Source organism: Rhizobium sp. AQ_MP (assembly GCF_014237835.1).
GTDB lineage: Bacteria > Pseudomonadota > Alphaproteobacteria > Rhizobiales > Rhizobiaceae > Allorhizobium.
In genome coordinates, this window is sequence record NZ_JACJVI010000001.1 from 164,328 (window position 1) to 186,675 (window position 22,348).

Here is a 22,348-nt window from a genome sequence, read left to right on the forward strand (position 1 = left end):
GACGCGGGAAATCGTCCGCGCCATCCGTCGCAGGTGCGGTTATGCGATCAGACCTTGAGTTCCACCGGCTCGACGGTGGCTGCCGGCTGCCGGCGCGGCAGCCGCGCAAACATGACCGCATTCCCAGCGAGCGTCAGCGCAAGACCCGTCATGGCGAGCGGCGTGAAGTGATAGTCCTCGTAAAGGCTCGACAGCGTCAGCGCGACGACCGGGAAGAGCACTGTGGCATAGGCAGCCTTTTGCGAGCCTATGCGCGAGACCAGCATCAGATAGGTGGTAAAGCCGACGACCGAGCCGATAACCGCGAGATAGACAAGGGCGGCGAGATAGGTCTGGTTCGGCGGCAGCACGATGGGCGTGCCGGTGATGCCAATCAGGGCGAGCAATGCGATTGCTCCGTAACTCATGCCCCAGGCATTGGCGGTCACGGGCGCAATGCCCTCCGCGCTGTTGCGACGGGACGCCATGTTGCCGAAGGAAAAGAACAGCGTTCCGAGGGCAGAGAGGCCGATGCCCTTCCAGCTGTCCGGATTGACGGCGACGAAGATCTCAGGCCCGAAGAGCAGCGCAAGCCCGGTGGCGCCGAGACCCGCGGCGACCAGCGTGCGCGGCTTGATCTGATCACCGAAGAAGATCCGGGCATTGACGGCGTTGTAGACTGTGGCGAGCGAGAAGACGACGGAAATGAGCCCCGAGGGCACATAGCTTGCCGCGTGATAGAAGCAGAGAAAGTTGCAGCAGAACAGCGACAGCGCCTGGACAAGGATGAAGGGCTGCTGCTTCAGCGTCGGCACCTTCAGGCGACCTGTCAGGGCGAGCACGCAGACAAGCACGAGGGCGGCAAGCGCGAAGCGGTAGAAGACCGAGACCAGCACGGGCACCGGCCCGATCTGCAGCGCAATGGCGATCCAGGTCGTGCCCCAGATCAGCACCGTCGATGAGAAGAGAAGAAGATTGGTCATGGATTGCGCCTCGCTTTCGGGAGGCAGGTAACGCCGCACGTCTCGTCAGTTCTTGCATGATCTTGCGGTGAACTTCGGCCTGTCGGCCAAAGGCACCCGATTGGTGGTGGCACAGCACGACAACCGCGCTAAAATGTGAGGCGATCTCTTGAAGGCCATCCATGCTGCACACCGCCACCGTTTTCGGCTCCCTGTCCGCCTCGTCCCGTGCCGAGCGTGGGGAAACGCTTGACCTCGGCGAGGGCCGGGCAAGTGCGATCTGGCGCAACAGCCATGACCGCATGCGCTATGAGCGGACCGACGGCCACACCTTCAGCTGCTATCTGCGCGGCGGCGACGGCACGCGAAGGATCGATGCCGGTAGCATCGCCGGCTGGCCGGGTGCGCTCTGCATCATGCCGCAGGGGGCCTCGTCCGAGTGGGAGATCACCGACAACTTCGAATTCGTGCATCTCTACGTCGCCGACGACGAGCTGCGCCGGCTCTTTTCCGAGACCTTCGACCGCGATGCGCGGCTGATGCTTCTGCCCGAAGCGACCTTTGCCGAAGCGCCAAGACTGGCGGAGGCGCTGGTGCATCTGGCCACGGCCACGCAGGGCGGCGACCGGCTGCTTGCCGAACAGGCGATCGTCACGGCGGTGGAGCAGCTGTTTGCCGATCCCCGATATGGCGGTGAGCGGCGCCCTGTGCTGCGTGGCGGTCTGGCACCTGTCCTGCGGCGACGCCTCGTCGAGCATATCGAGGCGAGCCTCGATCAGACGATCACGCTGAAGGATCTGGCGAAGCTCGCCGATTTGAGCGAATTCCATCTGCAGCGGATGTTTCGCTTGAGCTGCGGCGTCTCCCCGCATGACTTCATCCTCAACCGCCGCATCGACCGCGCCCGGCATATGCTGAAAGGCAGCGAGCCGATCGCCCAGATCGCCTCAGCCTGCGGTTTCAGCAGCCAGAGCCATCTGACTCGCATGTTCAAGGCTGTCACAGGCACGACGCCGTCCACCTATCGCCGCGCGGTCAGCGGCTGAACGAGGCGCGCTGTGGTCGCCTCGACCTAGCGGGCAGTCCGGGTAAACTGGATAAGCGGCCGGCCATGATGTGCCGATGGCTCGACATGGGCGTCGATCGAGAAAACCTCGCGCAGCAGATGCTCGGTGAGCACCTCCTCCGGCGTGCCGCAGGCGACGACGCGGCCTTCCTTCAGCACCATCAGCCGGTCACAGAACATCGCCGCGTGATTGAGATCGTGCAGGGCGATCACGCTGGTGACCGGCAGATCAGAGATCAGCGACAGAAGCGCGATCTGATGTTGCACGTCGAGATGATTGGTCGGCTCGTCGAGAATGATTTCCTTCGGGGCTTGCGCCAAGGCCCGGGCGATGTGCGCCCGCTGTCGTTCGCCCCCGGACAGGCTCTGCCAGGTATGGTCGCGTTTTGTCACCATCCCCGCACGCTCCAGCGCCTGCTCCACAGCTGTCTGGTCTTCTACAGTCCAGGCAGAAAACATCGAACGATGCGGGAAGCGGCCGAGCTTGACGACATCGATGACCTTCAGATTGGCATTGGTCGTCGCATGCTGTTCGACGAAGGCCACGCGCTGGGCGATCGTCTTGCGCGCGATCGACTGGAGATCGCGCCCCTCGAGGCTGATGCTGCCCGAATGGGGGCGCTTCAGGCCCGCGAGCAGCCGCAGCAGCGAGGTCTTGCCGGAGCCGTTGGGGCCGAGCAGGCCAAGCATCTCGCCGGGACGTGCGGCAAAGCTCACCTGGTCGAGAATGGTCTTCGACCCGATCTTCCAGGTGATGGTGTCGGCCGTGATGCTCATGTCGGTCGCTGGAAACGATAGAGGATGATGGAGAAAACGGGGACGCCGACCAGCGCGGTCACGACGCCGATCGGCAGCACCTGCTGTGGCACCAGGATCCGCGAGGCGATATCGGCGAGCACCATGAAGATGGCGCCACCGATGGCGCAGGCTGGAAGCAGGCGGATATGCAGCGGCCCGACGAGAAAACGCGCGGCATGCGGGATAACAAGCCCGACAAAGCCGATCGAGCCGACCATGCTGACGATCGTTGCCGTCAGCATGGCGGTCAGACAGAAAAGCGCGAGCCGCGCGCGACCGACATTGACGCCAAGTGCTGCTGCGGCCTCGTCGCCAAAGGCGAAAGCATCGAGGATGCGGGAATAGGCGAGGCAGGCGATCAGGCCGAAGCCGACGACGACGGAAACGAGCATGAACTCCGGCCAGCGCACGCCGCCGAAACTGCCAAGCAGCCAGAACATCACGTCGCGCGCCTGCTGCGCATTGCCCGCGGTCGTCACGATGTAGGAGGTGGAAGCGTTGAAGAGCTGGGAAGCGGCAACGCCAGCCAGGATCGTGCGGTCGGCCCCACCGCGCGTGCCGTTGGACAAGAGGGCGACGAAGAGAAAGGCGGCGAAGGCACCGGCAAAAGCGCCTGCGGAGAGAGAGACCGTGCCTGCCCCGACGCCGAGGATGACAATGCAGACAGCGCCGGTCGACGCGCCTGCAGAAATGCCGAGCACATAGGGTTCGGCCAGTGGATTTCGTAACAGCGACTGCATGATTGCGCCGGACATGGCAAGGCCTGCCCCGCAGAACGCCGCAACAAGAGCCCGGCTGAGACGATAGTCCCAGATGACGGACTCATGGATGCGGTTAAGCTCGACTGCAGTCCAGCCGAGCTTGTTGGTGATTGCCGTATATGTGGTGGCAAGCGGGATCGGCATGTCACCGATCCCGACGCTGATGCCGACAACCAGGGCAATGGCTGCAAGGCTGGCGAGCAGCAGGCCCAGCGTTACCAGGGAACGCCTTCTTGCGTTGCCAGACTGGCTTGTCTCGAGCAGCATGCTCACCGCAGGCCGAGCGCCTTGAGCTGCTCTGCCACCTGTTCGGCGCCGAAGATCGTGCGAACGGTCGGGTTCATCGCCTGTCCGTCCATGATCACCATTGCCTTGTTCTTGACGGCAGGCATCTGGCTGGTTGCCGGGTCCGTGGTCAGAAACTGGATCTTGGCCTCGGCCTTGTCGAGTTCCCAGCGGTTACGGTCAACACGGGCAACGACGATGACGTCAGGATTGGAGGCGATGATGCTTTCCCAGCCGAGGGCCGGAGATTCTGCTTCCGAGGTGATGGCGTTCGTCCCGCCCAGAACATCAGCGATGAAGCCCGATGCACTGTACTTTCCGCCCAGATAGGCATCTGCGGACGGGGACGGGCTGGAGAACCAGAATACGTAAGACAGCTTCTTGCCGTCCTTCGGCGAAGCGGCGCGCAGAGCGGCCTCACGCTTCTTCAGGTCGGCGATAAGCGCCTGCCCCTTGTCCTGAACATCAAAGATCTGAGCGAGGTCTTCGATCTCCTTGAAAAGCGTGTCCATCTGCCAGAGCTCGGAGCGATCACCATAGCCGAACTTGTCCTTGGCAGCGCCTTCTGCGACGCAGGTGCTGGGGGACAGGTAGGTCGGTATCTCCAGCTTTTGAAAGTCTTCGCGCTTTGCAACTTTGCTCGATGCGCCGATCAGGCTCGGCAGCGCAGCGGCTACAAAGTCCGGATTTTCAGCAAGAATGGCTTCGAAGGTCGGGAACTCGACCGTCAGGACCTTCACTTTGGCATTGGCTTCCTCCAGCTGAGGCAGCACCTTGTTCGGCCAGAAAGCAGTGCCAACCATCTTGTCCTCAAGGCCGAGCAGCAGCATGATTTCTGCGCTGTTTTGGCCAAGGCCAACGGCCCGCTCAGGCGCCTTCGTGAAGGTGACAGACACGCCGCAGTTCTCGATGGTCAGCGGATACTGGGTTGGCGCGGCGGAGGCTTCCGTTGCCAGAAGAGCTGCGTTCAGCAATCCGGCTACGAGCAGAGACGACGAAAACTTGGTCATGATGGGATCCTGCAAAAATTGATGCGCGCCACCTAACCGCAAACGGGCACTGAAACAAGATTAATTTTCTCATGTTATCGTCAGTCCCGCTTCCGTGTTCAGGTTCTGCCTAATCCGATCTCCTTCAGGACGCGTTCCATCACCCTGAACGGCCGTGCGTCACCCATATGCGCGACATTGAAGCGCATGAAGCCGTCGGCCGACAGCGAGGGGCTGAAGACATTGCCGGGCGCCAGCACCACGCCCTGGGGCAGGGCGGCCTGGGCGAGCGCGGTCGAGCTGACGCCATCGGGCATGCGGCACCAGAGATAGGGACCGCCACGGGGCATGAGCACGGGGCAGATGCCGAGCTCCCCAAGCCGGGTGGCGACCGCGCGCCGTTCCGTGTCGAGACGCCGGTGCAACTGGTCGAGATGCTTGCGATAGCCGCCGCTCGACAGCACGCCATGGATCGCCTCGGTCGCCACCTGGCTCGGGCCGCCGAACTGGATCGCGACCTGCAGGTCGGTCAACAGCCGGATGCGCTCGGGATCGGCGGCGATGAAGCCGGTGCGCAGCGAGGCTGAGATCGTCTTGGAAAAGCTGCCGATACGGATGACGCGAGAAAGCCCGTCGAGCGTGGCGAGCGTGATCGCCGGCTCCGGCTCGAAATCTGAGAAGATGTCGTCCTCAACGACCAGCATATCCGCACGCGTGATGATGCCGAGCAGCCGGAAGGCAATCTGCGGCGAGAGCGTCGCACCGGTCGGATTGTGCAGGCCGGAATTGGTGAGATAAAGCCGCGGTGCCTCGCGGGCGACGGCGGCCTCGAAGGCGGCGATGTCGGGGCCGTTTTCCGTATAGGGCACGGGGATTGCGACCGCTTGATGGGCGCGCAGCAGCGTCTGGAAATTGAAGTAGCAGGGATCGTCGACGATGACGCGGTCACCGGGGCGAAGCAACAGCCGGCAGATGAGATCGAGCGCCTGGGTGGCGGAACCGGCAAGCAGGACCTGATCCTCGGACAGCGTCATCGACTGCTGACGCAGCCGCGTCTCGACGAAACGCCTGAGCGCCGCACTGCCCCGCGAGGGGCCGTAATCGGTGGTGAGGCTTGTCGCCTGGCGAAGCACGTTGCGCAGGCCGGCATGCAGGAGGGCGGTCGGCATCCAGTCCGGTGGCAGCCAGCCGCAGCCGGGCTTCGATGTGCCGGGATCGGCATCGAGCGCCTGGCGCGCCACCCAGAAGGGATCGACCTCCATCGCACGCGGCGGCTCCAGCCGGACGAGGGGTGCAGGCGTGCGACCGGCCTCCGTGACGAAGAAGCCGGAACCGGGGCGGGGACGGATCAGGCCTTCCGCCGCCAGCCGGTCATAGGCCTCGACGACGGTGGAGGGTGAGACCGAGAGCTCTATGGCCAGCCGGCGGATCGAGGGCAGCCGATCATTGGGCACAAGTTTGCCAGAGCCGATGCGGCCGCGAATATCGGCCATGACCTGCGCCGTCCGCGTGGCCGGCAGCTCCGGTGGTTGAACGCGCTCGTTCATTTGTATGGCCTTTGTCATCAGTACAGTTTGGCCAGATTGTATCGCTCCGTTTCTGGATGCGCCAGCCTCCTCGCGCGATAGGGGAGGGCAGGAAAGAAGGAGATAAGAATGACGACGTCTTGGAAGGCCTGGGCCAGCGGTTTCATCGGCGTGCTGATCTTCAGCGGCTCGCTGCCGGCAACGCGCGTGGGCTTGGCTGATTTCGCCCCGCTGTTCCTGACCTCGGCGCGTGCCGTGATCGCGGCGGGGTTGGGCGCCGTCCTGCTGGTTTTTCTCCGCCAGAAACGGCCCTTGGGCAGCGACCTTCTTCCGCTCGCAGTCGTAGCGCTCGGGGTCGTTGTCGGCTTCCCGCTGCTGACGGCACTGGCGCTGCAGAGCATTACGTCCGCCCAGTCTATCGTCTTCATCGGTCTGCTGCCGCTCTGCACGGCGCTGTTCGGCGTGTTGCGGGCGGGTGAGCGGCCCTCGGCCGTCTTTTGGATGTTCTCCGTGACCGGGGCAGCCCTGGTCGCCGGTTTTGCGCTGTCGACCACGGCGGACATGGCCGTGGCCGGTGCCGGGCTGATGATCGCCGCAGTGCTTGCCTGTGGTCTGGGTTATGCCGAAGGCGCGCGGCTGTCGCGTCGGCTGGGTGGCTGGCAGGTGATCAGCTGGGCTCTGGTGCTGTCGCTGCCGGTGATGCTGCCGCTGGCACTCTGGACCCTGCCGGAGGATCTCGGCACCGTTTCGACATCCGGCTGGTTGGCTCTTGCTTACGTTTCGCTGTTCAGCATGATGATCGGCTTCATCTTCTGGTATCGCGGCCTGGCGCTCGGCGGCATTGCCTCGGTCGGTCAGCTGCAGCTGCTGCAGCCCTTCCTCGGCTTCGTGCTGGCCGCAGGGCTGCTGCATGAGAAGGTGAGCCTTCCCATGCTGGCGACAGCCTTGCTGGTGGTGCTCTGCGTGGCGGGCAGCCGGCGCTTTGCGTAAGGGGTGTCTCAGCGTCCCGCCATCTTGGCCATGGCCTCGTTGTAGCGCGCGCCGGCCACCTTGTCGGGTGAAACAGCATTCGACAACGCGGCAAGATCCTCGGTCGAGAGCGTGATCCCGGTCGCATCGATATTGCTGTCGAGATTGGCGATCTTCGTCGTGCCGGGGATCGGCACGATGAAGTCGCCCTGGGCGAGAACCCAGGCGAGCGCCAGCTGGCCGGGTGTCACACCCTTCTCCGCCGCCATGCTTTCAAGTGCCGTGACCAGCGCCAGATTGGCGTCGAAATTCTCCTGGTCGAAGCGCGGCAGGCCCCGGCGGAAATCGTCCTTGCCGAGCTTGGAGAGGTCCTTGAGCGCCCCGGTCAGCATGCCGCGACCGAGCGGCGAGAAGGGCACGAAGCCGATGCCGAGTTCGCGGCAGGTTTCGAGGACGCCGTTGGTCTCGGGGTCGCGGGTCCAGAGCGAATACTCACTCTGGATGGCGGAGATCGGATGCACGGCATGCGCCCGGCGTAGCGTCGCGGCACTGGCCTCCGACAGACCGAGCGCCTTGACCTTACCTTCCTTCACGAGCTCGGCCATCGCGCCGACGGTCTCTTCGATCGCAACATCCGGATCGACGCGGTGCTGATAGAAGAGGTCGATGACCTCGACACCCAGCCGCTTCAGCGAGGACTCTGCGACCGCGCGCAGATGCTCCGGTCGGCTGTCGAGACCGGACGGACGCGCGGCCTTGGCCTCGTCGCCGATGGTGAAGCCGAATTTGGTGGCGATCACCACCTTGTCGCGATGCCGCTTCAGGCCCTTGCCGACCAGCTCCTCGTTGGTGAAGGGACCATAGACCTCCGCCGTATCGAAGAAGGTCACGCCGTGCTCGACCGCATGGTCGAACAGCTTTTGCGCCGTCGCCTCGTCGATATTGGTGCCATAGGCATGGCTCATGCCCATGCAACCGAGGCCGATGGAAGATGTGGTAAGCGTGCCGAGTTTGCGGGTCTTCATGATCATGCTCCGGCTTGGTTGAGTTGGTCCATCTGGGCTTTCGTAAGCTCCAGCTTGCCGGCGGCGATCAGGCTGTCGAGCTGGCGCAGACTGGTGGCGGATGCGATCGGAGCGGTGACCCCGGGTTGCGCGGCAATCCAGGCGATCGCGACGGTCGCAGGACTTGTGCCTGTTTCGGCAGCCACCTGGTCGAGGGCGCCGAGAATGTGGAAGCCGCGGGTGTTGAGATAGGGTTCCATATCCTCGCCGCGCGCCTTGCCCTCGGTATCGGCCGCACTGCGGTACTTGCCGGTGAGGAAACCAGAGGCGAGCGCATAGTAGGTGATCACACCGATCTCTTCGCGCTGGCAAAGGTTCGCGAGATCCCCCTCGAATTTCGAGCGGGTGTAGAGATTGTATTCCGGCTGGATGACGTCATAGCGCCCGACGCCGACCTTGGCTGCCGCATCGAAGGTCGCCTGCAGCTGTTCGGCATCGAGGTTCGAGCAACCGATTGCCCGCACCTTGCCCTCCTCCTTCAGCTTGCCGAACGCCGCGAGGCTTTCCTCGTCCTCGGTTTCTGCATCCGGCCAGTGGGCGAGATAAAGGTCGATATAGTCGGTCTGCAGACGGCGCAACGAGTCTTCAACGGCCTCCGCAATGCGGCAGGCGCTGAGGCCTCGCTTCTTGCCGCCAAGATCGGCGCCGACCTTAGTGACGATAACGGCATCTTCACGCTTCACGCCACCGCGCTTCAGCCAGTTGCCGATGATCGTCTCGCTCTCCCCACCGACATTGCCATCGGCCCAGAGCGAATACATGTCGGCCGTGTCGATCGTGTTGAAGCCGGCCCCGAAGAAGCGGTCGAGAATTTCAAAGGAGGTCTTCTCGTCGGCGGTCCAGCCGAAGACATTGCCGCCGAGCACGACGGGAGCGATCGAAAGGCCGGTGCGGCCGAGAGCACGTTTCTGCATGGGAAAGCCTTAGATGCGTGAGGGGATGGACTGGAAAGAGACGCTAGCAAGCGTCAGGCATGGGCACCATTGAAAAGCATTGATGGGATCTGAAACACCGCTGTCTCGACACTCCGGCCCAAAGTCTGAAAGCGAAATCGATATGGGGCATGGCGCCAGTCTTTCCAGTCTCTCACAGCCATTCAGTCCGCCGTTTTGCGAAAGGCACTCGGGGAGAGGCCGTGGTGTTGTGCAAACACCCGTCGCATGTGGCGGGAAGACGCAAATCCGGCGCGATGCGCCAGGCTCTCCATGTCGAGCCGGCTCTGCTTGAGGAGCTCCTGGGCGAGCGTCACCCGCATCAGGTTGACATAGTCGACGACCGACTGGCCGACATGCTCTCGAAACAGTCGCGACAGGTGCCGCTCGCTCAAATGCGCGATACCGGCGAGCCCCGGCAGCGACCAATCGCGGGCCGGATCGGCCATGATCGCATCCTGCGCCCGGTGAATGGCGGGATGGATGTGGTTGCGTCCCGAAAGCCAGGGCGACAGCTGCGGGTCCTGGCCGCCGCGACGCAGATAGATGACCATCTTGCGGGCCGCGGCAAGGGCTGCCTGCGGCGAGGCGAAGCGGCTGACGAGATGCAGCATGAGGTCGATGCCGGTGGAGATACCGGCGCTCGAAAAGCGGTTGCCATCCTCGACATAGAGACGGTTCTCAAGGACGGATGCCGTTGGCGCAAGTGCCCTGAGCTCGTCCAGGCATTCGGCATGCGTGGTGCACTGGAAGCCTTCCATCAGGCCCGCGGCAGCCGCCAGAAGCGCGCCGGAGCAGATGGTGACGAGACGTGTATCGGGTCTGACCGCGCGGGCAAGCCAGCGGGTCAGCCCTTTGAGCTCCGCGTCGCGCGCGATTTCCTCGATGCCGACGGTAAGGCTGCCGGAGATCACCAGGATCGCGTTCTTCGGCAGCATCTCGGGCAGAGGATCGAGCCCGTCGAGAACGAGCCCGATCGAGGTTGACTGCCGTGGCTTTGCCGAGATGTAGCGGTAGTCGAAGCGAACCCGGTCCTGTTCTCCGTTCGCATAGCGCAGCACTTCCAGCGGACCGGCAATGTCGATCAGCAGCGTGTCTGGCGGAACGAGAATGAAGACCGGGATCATCTCCATGAGGATCGCCTTCAGGCTGCCTTGGACAGCGGTGAAAGCGCCTGCTCGACCGTGGTGATCCGGGCAAACCGACCGGCAAGAACCAGCTCAGTCCGAACGCGGATATCCTCGGCCGTGAAGACGCGACCGGACGCATGCGTCATCGGGAAGGTCAACGTTGCCTCGGTCACGAAGTCGACCTCGAAGCCGAGATCGGAGGCGTGACGGGTGGTCGTCTCGCAGCACTGCTCGGTGCGGATGCCGGAAACGATCACACGGCGGATGCCATGTTCCCGCAGCCAGGCTTCGAGCCCGGTATCGACAAGCGCCGAATGCACGCCCTTGTGGAAGGTGACGTCAGGCGCGATCCTGATCTCTTCGAGCGCACGAACCAGCCCGCTTTCAAGCGTGAAGGCCTCGTCCGTGTCGACATGGAAGATCTGGACCACCGGCATGCCGGCCGCCTTCGCGCCATCGATCAGCGCCTGCTGGCGGGCAATATAGGTCGGCAATTCCGACGCATCCCAGTAGGGCGCCTTGCGGAAGCTCTCCTGGACGTCGACTACGATGAGGGCAGTGTCTTGAGCGGACATGTTTGTCTCCTGTCGTTGCGATGAGGTCTAGCATAAGCGCAGCAGATGCGCATACCATGCGCCGTCCGGACGAAGACCGGACATTTTCGGCCAAGCATGCCCTCGATCCGGTCGGCCAATTGTCTGACAACCCGTTGCGCCCCGCCGAGGCTTCGCCTAATGTCCGCGCCGACATTTTTGAGGAGGATTTGAGATGCTGCGTTTCGGAATTCTGTCGACGGCCAAGATCGGTCGCGAACTTGTGGTGCCGGCGATCCAGGATGCCGAAAACGCCGTGGTGACGGCGGTTGCCAGCCGCGATCTCGCCAAGGCCCGCGAAATGGCCGATCGCTTCTCGGTGCCGCATGCCTTCGGCTCCTACGAGGAAATGCTTGCGTCCGACGTCATCGATGCCGTTTACATCCCGCTGCCGACCTCGCAGCATGTCGAATGGGCGATCAAGGCGGCCGATGCCGGCAAACATGTTCTCTGCGAAAAGCCGATCGCGCTGAAGGCCGCCGAAATCGACGAGATCATCGCGGCCCGCGAGCGCAACAAGGTGCTCATCACCGAAGCATACATGGTCACTTACGCACCGGTCTGGCTGAAGGTCCGCGAACTCCTGAGCCAGGGTGCCATCGGCACGCTGAAGATGGTCCAGGGCTCCTTCACCTATTTCAACCGCGACCCTGGTAATATGCGCAATATCCCCGAGCTTGGCGGCGGCGCGCTGCCGGATATCGGCGTCTATCCGACGATCACCACCCGTTTTGTCACGGGCAAGGAACCGGTCCGTGTCCAGTCGACCATCGAGCGCGATCCGGAATTCGGCACGGACATCTATGCAAGCGTCAAGGCCGACTTCGCTGACTTCGAACTGAACTTCTACGTCGCGACCCAGATGGCCAACCGCCAGCTGATGGTCTTCCACGGCACGGATGGCTTCATCGAAGTGAAGTCGCCCTTCAACGCCGATCGCTGGGGCGCGGAGGAAGTGGAACTCACCAACCGCAGCCACAATGTCTCGCAGATCTTCCGCTTCCCCGACAGCCGCCAATACAAGCTGGAGGCGGAAGCCTTTGCCCGCGCGGTGGCCGGTACGAAGGGTGAGGTCGTCACGCTGGAAAGCTCCAAGGCAAACCAGAAGCTGATCGATGCGATCTATCGCGCAGCCGAGAAGGACGGCTGGGAAACGGTGTAAGCTGCGGCTTTCGCTCTAGCGCCGGAAGACGTAGCGCGAATAGCCGAAAAAGCTAAACAGCATCGCCGCGATGGACGCAAAGACCAGCGCGGCGTAAGGGCTGAGCAGCGGTGCGCCGATGAGAAGCAGGGCGTAGACCCCGTAATTGATCAGCGACGTCACCACGCCGATGAAGCCATAGCGGAAGCCTTCGGCCACCAGCGTGCGCTTCGAGGCGCCGAAGGTGAAAGTGCGGTTGAGCAGCCAGGTTGTTGCCATCGCAACCGCGATCGCAACGATGCGGGCGGGAAGCGGGCCGATCGGCGTGAAGGTCAGGAAAAGCCAGAGTACGGCGGCGTCGACAACGAAGCCGGTCCCGCCGACAAGCACGAAGCGCAGGAACTTCTTCATGCCGCGCGGGACGACCGGGCCTTTTCCGTCGTCTTCGGCGAACGTTCGCGGCGTGCCTTTTCGTTTTCGGCGGAGGCTTCGACGGCAAGCTTTGCCGTGTTGAGCGCAGGCAAGGTCAGGTAATGGATGCGCAGCTGCTCGGCACGGGAGCGGGCGACCGAATCCAGGATGAGTGCGGCCGTAAAGGACAGGAACGACATCATCATCAGCGCCATGGCGCCTATCCAGGTCGGCATGCGCGAGACGAGGCCGGTCGTGAAGAACTCGTAGAGAACGGGTGCCATCGCAGCGAGACTGACGCCCATCAGGCCGGCGGCGATCAGGCCGAAGAAGGCAAAGGGGCGGGTTTCCTTCATCAGCATGGCGAACATCCAGAGGATCTTGAAGCCATCCTTGAAGGTGGAAAGCTTCGAATGTGAGCCTTCCGGACGCCGACCGTAGTCGAGTTCGATCTCGCAGACCGGAAGCTTCAGGCGGGAGGCATGCACCGACATTTCCGTCTCGATTTCGAAGCCGGCGGAAACGGCCGGGAAGCTCTTCACATAGCGGCGGGAAAAGGCGCGGTAGCCGGAGAGGATGTCGGTGAAATCATTGCCAAACAGCACACGGTAGAGCTGGTTGAACAGCCGGTTGCCGAAGGCATGGCCGTTGCGGCCGGCATCGTCGTGGACCCCACGGCGCGTGCCAACCACCATGTCGGCGCGCTCGGTGATCAGTGTGCGGATCAACTCCTCGGCGTCTGCGGGGCCATAGGTTCCGTCGCCGTCGGCCATGATGTAGATATCGGCATCGATGTCGCAGAACATGCGGCGCACCACATGGCCCTTGCCCTGGCGGCGTTCGCGCACGACGGTGGCGCCTGCCAGCATGGCCTTCAGCGCCGTGCCATCGGTCGAATTATTGTCGTAGACATAGATCCTTGCCTCGGGCAGGGCGGCGCGGAAATCGCGGACGACGTCGCCGATCGTTGCGGCCTCGTTGTAGCACGGCAGAAGCACGGCAATGTCGAGGGCGGAGGTGGCCGTCTGGCTCATGGGGACCTGCTCAAGGCGCTGGGGTTCCGACAGCCGGCAAGCTGTCTCTGGTTTTACTATTTCTTGAGAAGGTTAAGGCTAGGTTTCGGGCAAGATCAGTCTTTGAAATATGGTCCAACGATCCCCTGCCGGTGGGGAGCGATCCGCACGGACAGAGAGGTTTGACGAAGCATGGCCGACATCACTCTGCCCGGCGCGTCTCGAACGTCTGCTCAGCGACCCTTGCTGGTCTGGCCCCTGGTCTATGGCCTCGTTGCCATGGCCGTGATCGCCCTGCTGAACATCCCGGCGATGAGCGACTATGTCGGAACCGACAACGACGATGTCATGCGCCTCGTACAGGTGCGCGATCTGCTGGCTGGGCAGTCCTGGTTCGACGTGACTCAGTACCGGCTAGGGCTGGACGGCGGCACACTGATGCACTGGTCGCGCCTGATCGACCTGCCGATTGCATTTCTCATACGGCTTTTCGCACAGATCCTGCCGATGGATCAGGCCGAGGCGCTGGCGCTGCTCGTCTGGCCCTTGTTTCTTGTTCTGCCACTGATGGGGGCAATCGCCGTCGCCGCTCGCAGGATCGGTGACGAGGTGACGCTGCATATCGCTTTGCTCCTGACGGCTGTCTTCGTCATCACGAGCAATCGCTTTTTGCCCGGGTCGATCGACCATCACAACGTCCAGCTGGTTTTGGTCGCAACAATGGCTGCCGGTCTTCTCGATCCTGCGCGCGGAGCAGCAAGCCATGCTCTGGCGGGCGTTGCCGCAGCGCTTGCGATTGCAATCGGCGCGGAAACCACGCCGCTCGTCGCAACCGTCTGTGCGACAGTCGGTATTCTCTGGGGCATCGAGGGAGCTCCCTATGCCAAGGCGGCCCGTTCCTTCTCCCTGGCGCTCGTCATCAGCCTCTCAGCCATGTTTTTTTCGACCGTCCCGCCGGTTCACTATGCGATGGTGACCTGCGACAGCCTTTCGGTCGGTTTCTACGCCGTGGTCGGTATCGGCACAGCGTCGCTCTTCATCGCCACGCAGCTGCCGGGCATGCACGACATCCGCTATCGCATCGCCGCAATCGGCGGGACGGGCGTGCTGGTGGCGTTGGGAACAGTCAGCATTGCGCCGCAATGCCTTCAAAATCCGCTGAATGAACTCGATCCGCTGCTGCATTCGCTCTGGCTTGCCGGCGTCATCGAAGCCCAGTCATTCCTGGACCAGCTTGCCAAGGAACCTGCAGCCTTCGGTGGCTTCTATGCGGTATCCTTCTTTGCCATGGGCGTCTGCAGCTTCCGGATCTTCAATGGTGATCGTGTCCGCGCCCATGCGATCATGCTCGGTCTCATCGCCGTTTCCTTCCTGATCGCGCTTATCCAGGTGCGCGGCGCAATCTTTGCCAATCTGCTGACCATTCCGCCCCTTGCGCTGCTGATCGGGCAACTGCGCTTCAAGGCGCGCCAGGAACCTGCGCAGCTTGGTGCGGGCCTGCTTTTTGCCCTCGCGGCCTTTCTCTCGGTCCCCAGCGCCTGGTCTCTCTTCGGTGTGCTGTTCGTCGAGGGCACAGCGGGCGTGATGAACCGAATGAAAGGTCTATCCGAGACGTCAGCCGCACAGGCAGAGAGCAAGCCGGCCTGCGATACGCCCGCCGGCTTCGCCGCCCTGAACCGTCTGCCGGACGGTGTCGTCGTAGCGACCGCAGATCTCGGTCCGGAAATCCTGCGTTTCACCCGTCATCGGGCGCTCGCCGGACCCTATCACCGCAACGAGGGTGGAATGTTGACGGAACTGCATGTCGGCCTTGCCAAGCCGGATGAGGCCTCCGCCTTCCTGCGGGGATCTGGCGCGACCATTCTGGTGTTCTGCCCCGAGCTCTTCCAGACCAAGAACATTGCCGCGACCAAGGCCGATGGCCTTTATGCAGGCATGTTGAAGGGGGAGGTCCCCCCCTATCTTCGGCCTGTGGCTTTAGACGGCCCCTCCGGCATGCAGATCTACCGCGTCGAACTGCCCTGAGGGAAAGCGGCAGATGATCGGCGTGTCGGGCTGATCTTGCCGCCATTTTCCGCTAGGGAAGGGGCATGAGCAATTTCTTCGACAACGATTCGCCGACGAACCTCACCGAGTTTTCCGTTTCGGAACTCTCGGGCTCGATCAAGCGCACCATCGAAACCTCCTTCGATCATGTTCGCGTGCGCGGCGAAATCTCCGGCTATCGCGGTCCACATTCCTCCGGGCATGCCTATTTCAGCCTGAAGGACGACAAGGCGCGCATTGATGCGGTGATCTGGAAGGGCTCTTTTTCCAAACTGAAATACCGCCCGGAAGAGGGCATGGAGGTGATCGCGACCGGCAAGGTCACCACCTTCCCCGGTTCGTCGAAATACCAGATCGTCATCGAGCAGATGGAGCCTGCCGGCGCTGGTGCGCTGATGGCGCTGATCGAGGAGCGTAAGCGGCGCTTTACGGCGGAAGGCCTGTTCGACCCCGCGCGCAAGCAGCTCTTGCCCTTCCTGCCCAAGGTCATCGGCGTTGTAACCTCGCCGACGGGTGCGGTCATCCGCGATATCCTGCACCGCATCTCGGACCGTTTCCCGGTGCATGTGCTGGTCTGGCCGGTCAAGGTGCAGGGCGAAGGCTCCGGCGACGAGGTGGCAAACGCGATCCAGGGTTTCAATACGCTGGAGCGTGGCGGAGCGATCCCGCGGCCCGACGTGCTGATCGTCGCCCGCGGTGGCGGCAGCCTCGAAGATCTCTGGAGCTTCAATGACGAGGCGGTCGTGCGCGCGGCTGCTGCGAGCACCATCCCGCTGATCTCGGCCGTCGGCCACGAGACCGACTGGACGCTCATTGATTACGCCGCCGACGTGCGTGCGCCCACGCCGACGGGCGCGGCCGAAATGGCGGTTCCGGTGAAGGCCGATCTCGAGGCGCAGGTGGCAACGCTGTCCGCCCGGCTTTCCGGCGCAATGAACCGGCAGATGGACAATCGCCGCCAGAACCTGCGTAGCCTTGTGCGGGCGCTGCCCTCGCTCGACCAGCTTCTGGCTCTGCCGCGACGCCGCTTCGACGAGGCTGCCGCAGGTCTCGGGCGCAGCCTCGAACTCAACACCATGAACAAGCGCCGCAGCTTCGAGCGTGCGGCGGCGAAACTTTCGCCAGACATGCTGGCGCGCCGGCTGGTGGAGCGAAGGCAGAAACTCACGGAAAATGCCGTGCGGGCCGAACGCGTCATCGAGCGACTGATCGAGCGCAACAAGGCGCGGCTCGGGCGTTTCGACGCGACGCTGACGGCAGTCCCGGCGCGGCTGAAGGCGATGACCGAGCGCTCGAAGGACAGGCTGGAAAGCCTTGGTCGCCGCGCCGACAGTGCGGTGATGAACGACCTGCGCCGCGCCCGTCAGTCGCTGGTTTCGCAGGACCGCGTGCTGCAGTCGCTCTCCTACAAGAACGTGCTGGCGCGTGGCTATGCCGTGATCCGCGACGAGCATGATCGCCCGGTTTCGCGCGCCGATGGACTGGCCTATGGTCAGGCGATCGCGATCGAGTTTGCCGATGGCCGCGTGGCTGCGGTGGCGGGTGAGGGCGTCTCACCGCCGGAACCATCGGCGCCGCAGCCGGCGCGCACCCCCAGCATCGCAAAGCCGCCTCGCAAGAGCGAGCCGCCGGCCGGTCAGGGAAGCCTCTTCTGATGGCCCAGCACTTCCTGGTCGTGCTCGCCCATCCCTTGCCGGAAAGCTTCGCAGCTTCCGCTGCAAAAACAGTGGTCGAGGCGCTGGAAGATCAAGGCCATACGGTTGATATGCTCGACCTCTATGCCGAGGATTTCGATCCCCGGCTTTCCCCAGCCGAGCGCGCCGCCTATTTGGAGCCGGGCTATCGGCCGGCTGAAGACGTCTCGGGCATTATCGCCCGGCTGAAGGCCGCCGATGGCCTGATCCTCGTCTTTCCGCAATGGTGGTTCAATCTGCCGGCGATCATGAAGGGCTTCATCGACCGCATCTTCGTGCCCGGCGTCGCCTTCGAACATGACAAGGCTGGCGGACGCATCGTACCGCTGATGACCCATATCAGGAGATTCTGGGTCGTGACCTCCACCGGTTCGCCCTGGTGGGTGGTGCATCTCTACATGGGCAATCCTGTGAAGCGCATCCTGAAGCGCGGCGTGGCGGCCTTCTGCGCCAAATCCGTCGATTTCCGCATGCTGTCGCTGCACGACATGGACCGTGCGAAAGAGGACAAGCGCAAGCGCTTCCTGGCCCGGGTCCGGGCGGCAATCAGCGCGGTCTGATGCATGCACCGGCACTCCGGTTGCATCGACTAAAATTACACTTTTGATTGAGAAATCAACCGGATTGAAAACCGATGGTTGACTTTCATTAGGAAGACCTCTATCTAGGGGTCATCGATGTTTGCTTGCTAAGCTTTGGTTATCGCGCGGAACAGCCCGCGCCCTGTCGAACCTTCCTTTCAAAAATCGTTACCTCCACAGCGCATCCGCGCTGGGGCACTCTATGCGCTATGAAAGGGTTCAACATGACCACTGGCACAGTAAAATGGTTCAATTCCACCAAGGGCTTCGGCTTCATTCAGCCTGACAACGGCGGCCCGGACGCCTTCGTGCACATCTCCGCCGTCGAACGGTCGGGCATGCGCGAAATCGTTGAAGGCCAGAAGCTGGCTTACGACATGGAGCGCGACAACAAGTCGGGCAAGATGTCGGCCTGCAACCTGCAGGCAGCCTGATAGATCCGGGATCCGCTTTCCTTTGACCACGGATGTACTGGCACTGTTGAAGGCACGATCCCATGGAAGGTCAGGCGGTTCGCCTGGCCTTTTTTATTGCCCTGACGGGCAGGCTCCCGAAAGGAGACATCATGACCGAAAATCACACCAAGTCGCGCCAAACCGCTGAAATCGCTTTTGCCAAGACGCAGTCGCAGTTTCTCGCCCGCGGTCGTGCGATCGACGAGCAGGATGCGATCGCATCCGCCCGCGATGAAAAGACCATTCGCCTGCGCGAGGCGCGTCTGACGCGCGAACGCGAAGCCCGCGAGAGCGCGACGGCGGCCCTCGTCGCCAAGCGCGCCCGGACCTGACCCTGACTCGAGAGATCGGAGCACCGATGAAATTCACCAGAGACCATGGCCTGGCCGAGCGCCGCACGACGGCCTCCGACGCCAAGGCAGCCCTGCTGCAGGCCTACAAGGCAGCCCAGGCTGCCACCGACCCCGAGCGCGAAGCCCGCAAGGCCGAACGTGCCGCCCGTGCCGAAGAGCGCGAGAGGCGTCACGCCGAACGCGACCGCCTGAAGGCCGAGGAAAAGCTCCGCGCCGAGCAGGAAGCCCGCGCACGGGAAGAAGCCCTTGTCGCCGAAGCCCGCGCCGAAAAGGAAGCCCGCGAGCAGGCGGAAGCGTCGCGGATTTCCCGCGTTGTCGAAGACGAAGCTGCCCGCAAGGCCGAGCGCGACCGTCGCTACGCCGCCCGCAAGGCCCGTCAGGGCTGAACGCGTCACCGCTCCAAGGGGCGAAATGCCCCTGCATCACGGTCAGCGGGTCTGGCTCCGTCAGGCGTCGCTAATTAAGTTGCGCGCAATTGATCAATCCAACGTGATTATGCTGGACAACAATCGTCGTCATCGCCACATGTGGCACTGAAGCCGGACGGGCTCCCAAGCGTCCGGCCTAAAGGAGTATGATCATGATAAAGAAAATCATGGCTGCCGCCGCGATTGCAGCAGCCGCTTTACCAGCCCTTCCGGCCTTTGCGGCACCAAATTCTGCCGGCTATGTCGAAGTCGGCAACTGGACACCGCGGGAAATTCTCTTCGGCAAGCAGTATAACGGTAACGTCACGGCCATTCACGTCGATCGTGGCGGCGTCAACCGCCACACCTATCCGATGCAGGTCATCTACCCCACTGGCAACAGCATGCGGCTGGCCCAGTCGGCCGTGACAGAGGACCCGAGCCTCGCAGCGGCTCTGAAGGTCAGGGGGATCTCTCCCCATAACGTTCTGTGGGTCGACACCGCCTTCAACGGCGGCAAGATCGTCTATTATCGCTGAGGCGACATTAGGCTCTTTTCGGTTGCGTTTTGCGCCGCGATCTTCGCGACATGCGCGCATCAAAAATCTCTGATATGACTCCCTCCCTGTCCAAAAGCCTGGGAGGGAGCAATGCGCCTTGCAGTCTATAACGTCGAGAACCTGTTCGATCGCGCCAAGGCGATGAATCTCGAGACCTGGGAGGACGGACGGCCCGTCCTCGAAAAGTTTGCGGAACTCAATGCGCTTCTGGGAGAGGTCACCTATTCCTCTACCGCCCGCCGGAAAATGGCCGCTCTGATCGTCGCGCTCGGCATGGAAAAGAGTGATACCGGCCCCTTCGTGATCCTGCGCCGCAATCGAGGCGGCCTTCTGAAGCGCCCCAAGACGGGTGGCGTCGAGATCACCGCATCCGGCCGTGCCGATTGGGTCGGCTCGCTGGAACTGCGCGATGAACCCATCAACGAACATGCCATGCGCAACACGGCGCGCGTGATCCGCGATTTGAAGGCGGACGTGCTGGGCGTGGTCGAGGCCGAAAGCCGGCCGGTGCTGAAGGCTTTCAACGAGGAGATCGTCGCGTCTGTCGAGGGCACGCCGTTTCGCCATGTGATGCTGATCGACGGCAATGACGAGCGCGGCATCGATGTCGGTCTGATGTCAGGCCAGCAATTCCCGATCGGCCGGATGCGCAGCCATGTCGACGATCGTCTGCCCGATGGCAGTGACCGCATCATCTTCTCGCGTGATTGCCCCGAATACGAGGTGACGACCGCAAGCGGTAACAGGCTGCTGATGATGGTCAACCATTTCAAGAGCAAGGGCTTCGGCGGCAAGGCCGAGTCTGACCGACGCCGCAAGGCCCAGGCGACCCGTGTCGCCGAGATCGTGCAGGAGCGTCTGGCTGAAGGCTGGGAGTATATTGCGGTCGTCGGCGACCTAAACGATACTCCCGGGAGCGATCCCTTGAGCCCGCTCTTGCAGCACGGTGGCATGAAAGATGCCTTCGATCATCCGAGCTTCGACAATGGCGGCTATGAAGGCACCTATGGCCTTTCCAATCCCGGCAACAAGATCGATTACCTGCTGATGTCTCCCAAGCTATTCGACAAGGTGGAGAAGGGCGGGGTGATCCGCAAGGGCATGTGGCCGGGGGTAAAGCCGAAGCGCTGGGACACCTATGAGGAACTGAAGAGGCCGCAGGATGCGGCCTCTGATCACGCGGCGCTCTGGGTCGATCTCGCCATCTGAGTGCTCAGGCCCATTCACCCTTCCGCATCACCGGCACCTTCGAGCCGTCGGCCCGGATGCCGTCGATATCGACCTTGTCCGATCCGATCATCCAGTCGATATGGATCAGCGAGGAATTGCCGCCCTGCGCCTTGATCTGGTCCTGGCTGAGCGAGGCGCCATTGAGGAAGCACTTCGAATAGCACTGGCCGAGCGCGATGTGGCAGGAGGCGTTTTCGTCGAAGAGGGTGTTGTAGAACAGGATACCAGAGGCCGAGATCGGCGAGGAATGCGGCACCAGCGCCACCTCGCCGAGACGCCGCGCGCCCTCGTCGGTGTCGAGCACCTTGTTGAGCACGGCCTCGCCCTTCGAGGCCTTGGCCTCGACAATGCGTCCGCCTTCGAAGCGTACCTGGATGTTATCGATCAGCGTGCCCTGATGGGAAAGCGGCTTGGTCGAGGAGACATGGCCCTCCACTTTCAGCGCATGCGGTGTGGTGAAGACTTCCTCGGTCGGAATGTTGGGATTGCAGGTCACGCCGTTCTTCGCCGTCGAGGCGCCGCCGTGCCATTCATGGCCGTCTGCGAGGCCAACCGTCAGGTCCGTGCCGGGGCCGGTGAAATGCAACGCCGAGAAACGCTCGCCGTTCAGCCAGGTCGAGCGTTTCTTCAGTTCCGCATTGTGATCGACCCAGGCCGCGACCGGATCGTCGAGATCGACGCGCGAGGCGGCGAAGATGGCGTCGGCCAGTTTGCGCACGGCCTCTTCGATCGGCATGTCCGGGAAGACGAGCTTCGCCCAGGAGGGGTTCGGATACGAGCAGATATTCCAGTTGATGTCGAAATTGGAGATATGCTCCAGCGCCGGCTTGTAGGCAATCGAGTTTGCCTTGTTGGCACGGCCCACCTTGGCAGGATCTTGCTCGGCAAGCAGCATCGGATTGTCGCCGGCGATCGCGAGGCGTGCAGCTCCATTCTCATAGGCCTTCGCCATGCCGTCATAGAGCCAGTTCGGCGCCCGGTCGAAGCTTTCGTCATGGCCGTGGCGATAGCGTGCCAGCGTTGTCTCTTCGTCGGAATAGAAGGTCGTCACCGTCGAGGCACCCGCTTGGTAAGCATGGGCCGTGATCAGCCGCACCAGCGGCACGGCAATGAGCGGTGCGGTCAGCACCAGATCCTGCCCCTTCTGCAATCGCAGCCCAACCTTGATCGCCACCTCGGCGAGCTTGTCGAGCTTGACGGGATCAATGGAGGCGGAGAGATCGGGGAGGGTCATGGGGTATTCCTGTTGTGGCTGTCACGCCAGACTTATACCAAGTGTTGATGATAGGAACCTATAGGATGGCTTATTTTGGGTCTCTGGCTAGGCGCGGCGCGCCGGGCGATGCTTGCGCATCGGCCAAGCGGCGCAACAACGCCAGAGACCCAAAGTAAGCCACCTTCGG

23 protein-coding genes are annotated in these 22,348 nt (G+C 62.8%); 11 read left to right on the plus strand and 12 right to left on the minus strand.

Annotated elements, in window-relative coordinates; genetic code table 11:
• Window positions 1–47: 47 nt before the first annotated feature.
• Complete coding sequence (locus H6M51_RS00895) at window positions 48–962, minus strand: DMT family transporter (protein WP_185808011.1); 915 nt, start codon at window positions 960–962, stop codon at window positions 48–50.
• A gap of 281 nt (window positions 963–1,243) precedes the next feature.
• Between H6M51_RS00895 and H6M51_RS00900 the strand changes: the two genes are divergently transcribed.
• Window positions 1,244–1,987: a helix-turn-helix domain-containing protein gene (locus H6M51_RS00900; RefSeq protein ID WP_185808414.1), complete on the plus strand. Its 744-nt coding sequence runs from the start codon at window positions 1,244–1,246 to the stop codon at window positions 1,985–1,987.
• Window positions 1,988–2,013: 26 nt separating this feature from the next.
• Here H6M51_RS00900 and H6M51_RS00905 read toward each other — a convergent pair whose 3' ends face one another.
• From H6M51_RS00905 to H6M51_RS00920, 4 genes are all read right to left on the minus strand, one after another.
• Entirely contained in the window at window positions 2,014–2,784 is a 771-nt protein-coding gene (locus H6M51_RS00905) for an ABC transporter ATP-binding protein (protein WP_185808012.1), read from the minus strand.
• Entirely contained in the window at window positions 2,781–3,833 is a 1,053-nt protein-coding gene (locus tag H6M51_RS00910; RefSeq protein ID WP_185808013.1) for an iron ABC transporter permease, read from the minus strand. Before H6M51_RS00910 ends, H6M51_RS00905 begins: the two co-directional genes overlap by 4 nt.
• Window positions 3,834–3,835: 2 nt before the next feature.
• Window positions 3,836–4,861, minus strand: a complete 1,026-nt coding sequence (locus H6M51_RS00915; RefSeq protein ID WP_185808014.1) for an ABC transporter substrate-binding protein — start codon at window positions 4,859–4,861, stop codon at window positions 3,836–3,838.
• Window positions 4,862–4,959: 98 nt separating this feature from the next.
• Window positions 4,960–6,387: a PLP-dependent aminotransferase family protein gene (locus tag H6M51_RS00920; RefSeq protein ID WP_246780350.1), complete on the minus strand. Its 1,428-nt coding sequence runs from the start codon at window positions 6,385–6,387 to the stop codon at window positions 4,960–4,962.
• Between the two features lie 108 nt (window positions 6,388–6,495).
• On the opposite strand from H6M51_RS00920, the gene H6M51_RS00925 reads away from it, so the two are divergent.
• Window positions 6,496–7,356 (plus strand): DMT family transporter, encoded by an 861-nt coding sequence (locus tag H6M51_RS00925; RefSeq protein WP_185808015.1) that lies wholly within the window; start codon window positions 6,496–6,498, stop codon window positions 7,354–7,356.
• An 8-nt stretch (window positions 7,357–7,364) separates the two neighbouring features.
• On the opposite strand, the gene H6M51_RS00930 is transcribed toward H6M51_RS00925, so the two are convergent.
• The 4 genes from H6M51_RS00930 to H6M51_RS00945 form a co-directional block, all read right to left on the minus strand.
• The gene (locus H6M51_RS00930; RefSeq protein WP_185808016.1) at window positions 7,365–8,360 is read right to left on the minus strand and encodes an aldo/keto reductase; all 996 of its coding nucleotides are present in this window, start codon (window positions 8,358–8,360) and stop codon (window positions 7,365–7,367) included.
• Window positions 8,361–8,362: 2 nt separating this feature from the next.
• The gene (locus H6M51_RS00935) at window positions 8,363–9,313 is read right to left on the minus strand and encodes an aldo/keto reductase (RefSeq protein ID WP_185808017.1); all 951 of its coding nucleotides are present in this window, start codon (window positions 9,311–9,313) and stop codon (window positions 8,363–8,365) included.
• A 182-nt stretch (window positions 9,314–9,495) separates the two neighbouring features.
• Entirely contained in the window at window positions 9,496–10,464 is a 969-nt protein-coding gene (locus tag H6M51_RS00940; RefSeq protein WP_185808018.1) for a GlxA family transcriptional regulator, read from the minus strand.
• 11 nt (window positions 10,465–10,475) lie between these two features.
• A complete protein-coding gene (locus H6M51_RS00945; protein WP_185808019.1) occupies window positions 10,476–11,036 on the minus strand; it encodes an isochorismatase family protein in 561 nt (186 codons plus the stop codon).
• 193 nt (window positions 11,037–11,229) lie between these two features.
• Here H6M51_RS00945 and H6M51_RS00950 point away from each other — a divergent pair, with 193 nt between their 5' ends.
• Window positions 11,230–12,216 carry a Gfo/Idh/MocA family protein gene (locus tag H6M51_RS00950; RefSeq protein WP_185808020.1) on the plus strand — a complete coding sequence of 329 codons (987 nt, stop codon included), beginning with the start codon at window positions 11,230–11,232 and terminating at the stop codon, window positions 12,214–12,216.
• Between the two features lie 15 nt (window positions 12,217–12,231).
• Here H6M51_RS00950 and H6M51_RS00955 read toward each other — a convergent pair whose 3' ends face one another.
• Together H6M51_RS00955 and H6M51_RS00960 are read right to left on the minus strand one after the other, a co-directional pair.
• Window positions 12,232–12,606: a GtrA family protein gene (locus tag H6M51_RS00955; protein ID WP_185808021.1), complete on the minus strand. Its 375-nt coding sequence runs from the start codon at window positions 12,604–12,606 to the stop codon at window positions 12,232–12,234.
• Entirely contained in the window at window positions 12,603–13,640 is a 1,038-nt protein-coding gene (locus tag H6M51_RS00960; RefSeq protein WP_185808022.1) for a glycosyltransferase, read from the minus strand. The genes H6M51_RS00955 and H6M51_RS00960 overlap by 4 nt, the downstream gene beginning before the upstream one ends.
• Window positions 13,641–13,811: 171 nt before the next feature.
• On the opposite strand from H6M51_RS00960, the gene H6M51_RS00965 reads away from it, so the two are divergent.
• The 8 genes from H6M51_RS00965 (at window position 13,812) to H6M51_RS01000 (ending at window position 20,924) form a co-directional block, all read left to right on the plus strand.
• Complete coding sequence (locus H6M51_RS00965; RefSeq protein WP_185808023.1) at window positions 13,812–15,644, plus strand: hypothetical protein; 1,833 nt, start codon at window positions 13,812–13,814, stop codon at window positions 15,642–15,644.
• 65 nt (window positions 15,645–15,709) lie between these two features.
• Complete coding sequence (gene xseA, locus H6M51_RS00970) at window positions 15,710–17,320, plus strand: exodeoxyribonuclease VII large subunit (protein ID WP_185808024.1); 1,611 nt, start codon at window positions 15,710–15,712, stop codon at window positions 17,318–17,320.
• Window positions 17,320–17,919: an NAD(P)H-dependent oxidoreductase gene (locus tag H6M51_RS00975; protein ID WP_185808025.1), complete on the plus strand. Its 600-nt coding sequence runs from the start codon at window positions 17,320–17,322 to the stop codon at window positions 17,917–17,919. Before xseA ends, H6M51_RS00975 begins: the two co-directional genes overlap by 1 nt.
• 245 nt (window positions 17,920–18,164) lie before the next feature.
• Window positions 18,165–18,374: a cold-shock protein gene (locus tag H6M51_RS00980; RefSeq protein ID WP_006725042.1), complete on the plus strand. Its 210-nt coding sequence runs from the start codon at window positions 18,165–18,167 to the stop codon at window positions 18,372–18,374.
• Window positions 18,375–18,505: 131 nt separating this feature from the next.
• Entirely contained in the window at window positions 18,506–18,727 is a 222-nt protein-coding gene (locus tag H6M51_RS00985) for a hypothetical protein (protein ID WP_185808026.1), read from the plus strand.
• 26 nt (window positions 18,728–18,753) lie between these two features.
• The gene (locus H6M51_RS00990; RefSeq protein WP_185808027.1) at window positions 18,754–19,134 is read left to right on the plus strand and encodes a DUF6481 family protein; all 381 of its coding nucleotides are present in this window, start codon (window positions 18,754–18,756) and stop codon (window positions 19,132–19,134) included.
• A gap of 194 nt (window positions 19,135–19,328) precedes the next feature.
• Window positions 19,329–19,694, plus strand: coding sequence for a hypothetical protein (locus H6M51_RS00995; protein ID WP_185808028.1), 366 nt, complete (start codon window positions 19,329–19,331; stop codon window positions 19,692–19,694).
• 111 nt (window positions 19,695–19,805) lie between these two features.
• The gene (locus tag H6M51_RS01000) at window positions 19,806–20,924 is read left to right on the plus strand and encodes an endonuclease/exonuclease/phosphatase family protein (RefSeq protein ID WP_185808029.1); all 1,119 of its coding nucleotides are present in this window, start codon (window positions 19,806–19,808) and stop codon (window positions 20,922–20,924) included.
• Window positions 20,925–20,928: 4 nt separating this feature from the next.
• Here H6M51_RS01000 and H6M51_RS01005 read toward each other — a convergent pair whose 3' ends face one another.
• A complete protein-coding gene (locus tag H6M51_RS01005; protein ID WP_185808030.1) occupies window positions 20,929–22,179 on the minus strand; it encodes an aminopeptidase in 1,251 nt (416 codons plus the stop codon).
• Window positions 22,180–22,348 lie beyond the last annotated feature (169 nt).

Excerpts from the sequence above, each read along its gene's own strand:
- H6M51_RS00895 (WP_185808011.1), bottom strand. The coding sequence starts at position 962 with ATGACCAATCTTCTTCTCTTCTCATCGACGGTGCTGATCTGGGGCACG.
- H6M51_RS00900 (WP_185808414.1), top strand. The coding sequence starts at position 1,244 with ATGCGCTATGAGCGGACCGACGGCCACACCTTCAGCTGCTATCTGCGC.
- H6M51_RS00905 (WP_185808012.1), bottom strand. The coding sequence starts at position 2,784 with ATGAGCATCACGGCCGACACCATCACCTGGAAGATCGGGTCGAAGACC.
- H6M51_RS00910 (WP_185808013.1), bottom strand. The coding sequence starts at position 3,833 with ATGCTGCTCGAGACAAGCCAGTCTGGCAACGCAAGAAGGCGTTCCCTG.
- H6M51_RS00915 (WP_185808014.1), bottom strand. The coding sequence starts at position 4,861 with ATGACCAAGTTTTCGTCGTCTCTGCTCGTAGCCGGATTGCTGAACGCA.
- H6M51_RS00920 (WP_246780350.1), bottom strand. The coding sequence starts at position 6,387 with ATGAACGAGCGCGTTCAACCACCGGAGCTGCCGGCCACGCGGACGGCG.
- H6M51_RS00925 (WP_185808015.1), top strand. The coding sequence starts at position 6,496 with ATGACGACGTCTTGGAAGGCCTGGGCCAGCGGTTTCATCGGCGTGCTG.
- H6M51_RS00930 (WP_185808016.1), bottom strand. The coding sequence starts at position 8,360 with ATGAAGACCCGCAAACTCGGCACGCTTACCACATCTTCCATCGGCCTC.
- H6M51_RS00935 (WP_185808017.1), bottom strand. The coding sequence starts at position 9,313 with ATGCAGAAACGTGCTCTCGGCCGCACCGGCCTTTCGATCGCTCCCGTC.
- H6M51_RS00940 (WP_185808018.1), bottom strand. The coding sequence starts at position 10,464 with ATGGAGATGATCCCGGTCTTCATTCTCGTTCCGCCAGACACGCTGCTG.
- H6M51_RS00945 (WP_185808019.1), bottom strand. The coding sequence starts at position 11,036 with ATGTCCGCTCAAGACACTGCCCTCATCGTAGTCGACGTCCAGGAGAGC.
- H6M51_RS00950 (WP_185808020.1), top strand. The coding sequence starts at position 11,230 with ATGCTGCGTTTCGGAATTCTGTCGACGGCCAAGATCGGTCGCGAACTT.
- H6M51_RS00955 (WP_185808021.1), bottom strand. The coding sequence starts at position 12,606 with ATGAAGAAGTTCCTGCGCTTCGTGCTTGTCGGCGGGACCGGCTTCGTT.
- H6M51_RS00960 (WP_185808022.1), bottom strand. The coding sequence starts at position 13,640 with ATGAGCCAGACGGCCACCTCCGCCCTCGACATTGCCGTGCTTCTGCCG.
- H6M51_RS00965 (WP_185808023.1), top strand. The coding sequence starts at position 13,812 with ATGGCCGACATCACTCTGCCCGGCGCGTCTCGAACGTCTGCTCAGCGA.
- xseA (WP_185808024.1), top strand. The coding sequence starts at position 15,710 with ATGAGCAATTTCTTCGACAACGATTCGCCGACGAACCTCACCGAGTTT.
- H6M51_RS00975 (WP_185808025.1), top strand. The coding sequence starts at position 17,320 with ATGGCCCAGCACTTCCTGGTCGTGCTCGCCCATCCCTTGCCGGAAAGC.
- H6M51_RS00980 (WP_006725042.1), top strand. The coding sequence starts at position 18,165 with ATGACCACTGGCACAGTAAAATGGTTCAATTCCACCAAGGGCTTCGGC.
- H6M51_RS00985 (WP_185808026.1), top strand. The coding sequence starts at position 18,506 with ATGACCGAAAATCACACCAAGTCGCGCCAAACCGCTGAAATCGCTTTT.
- H6M51_RS00990 (WP_185808027.1), top strand. The coding sequence starts at position 18,754 with ATGAAATTCACCAGAGACCATGGCCTGGCCGAGCGCCGCACGACGGCC.
- H6M51_RS00995 (WP_185808028.1), top strand. The coding sequence starts at position 19,329 with ATGATAAAGAAAATCATGGCTGCCGCCGCGATTGCAGCAGCCGCTTTA.
- H6M51_RS01000 (WP_185808029.1), top strand. The coding sequence starts at position 19,806 with ATGCGCCTTGCAGTCTATAACGTCGAGAACCTGTTCGATCGCGCCAAG.
- H6M51_RS01005 (WP_185808030.1), bottom strand. The coding sequence starts at position 22,179 with ATGACCCTCCCCGATCTCTCCGCCTCCATTGATCCCGTCAAGCTCGAC.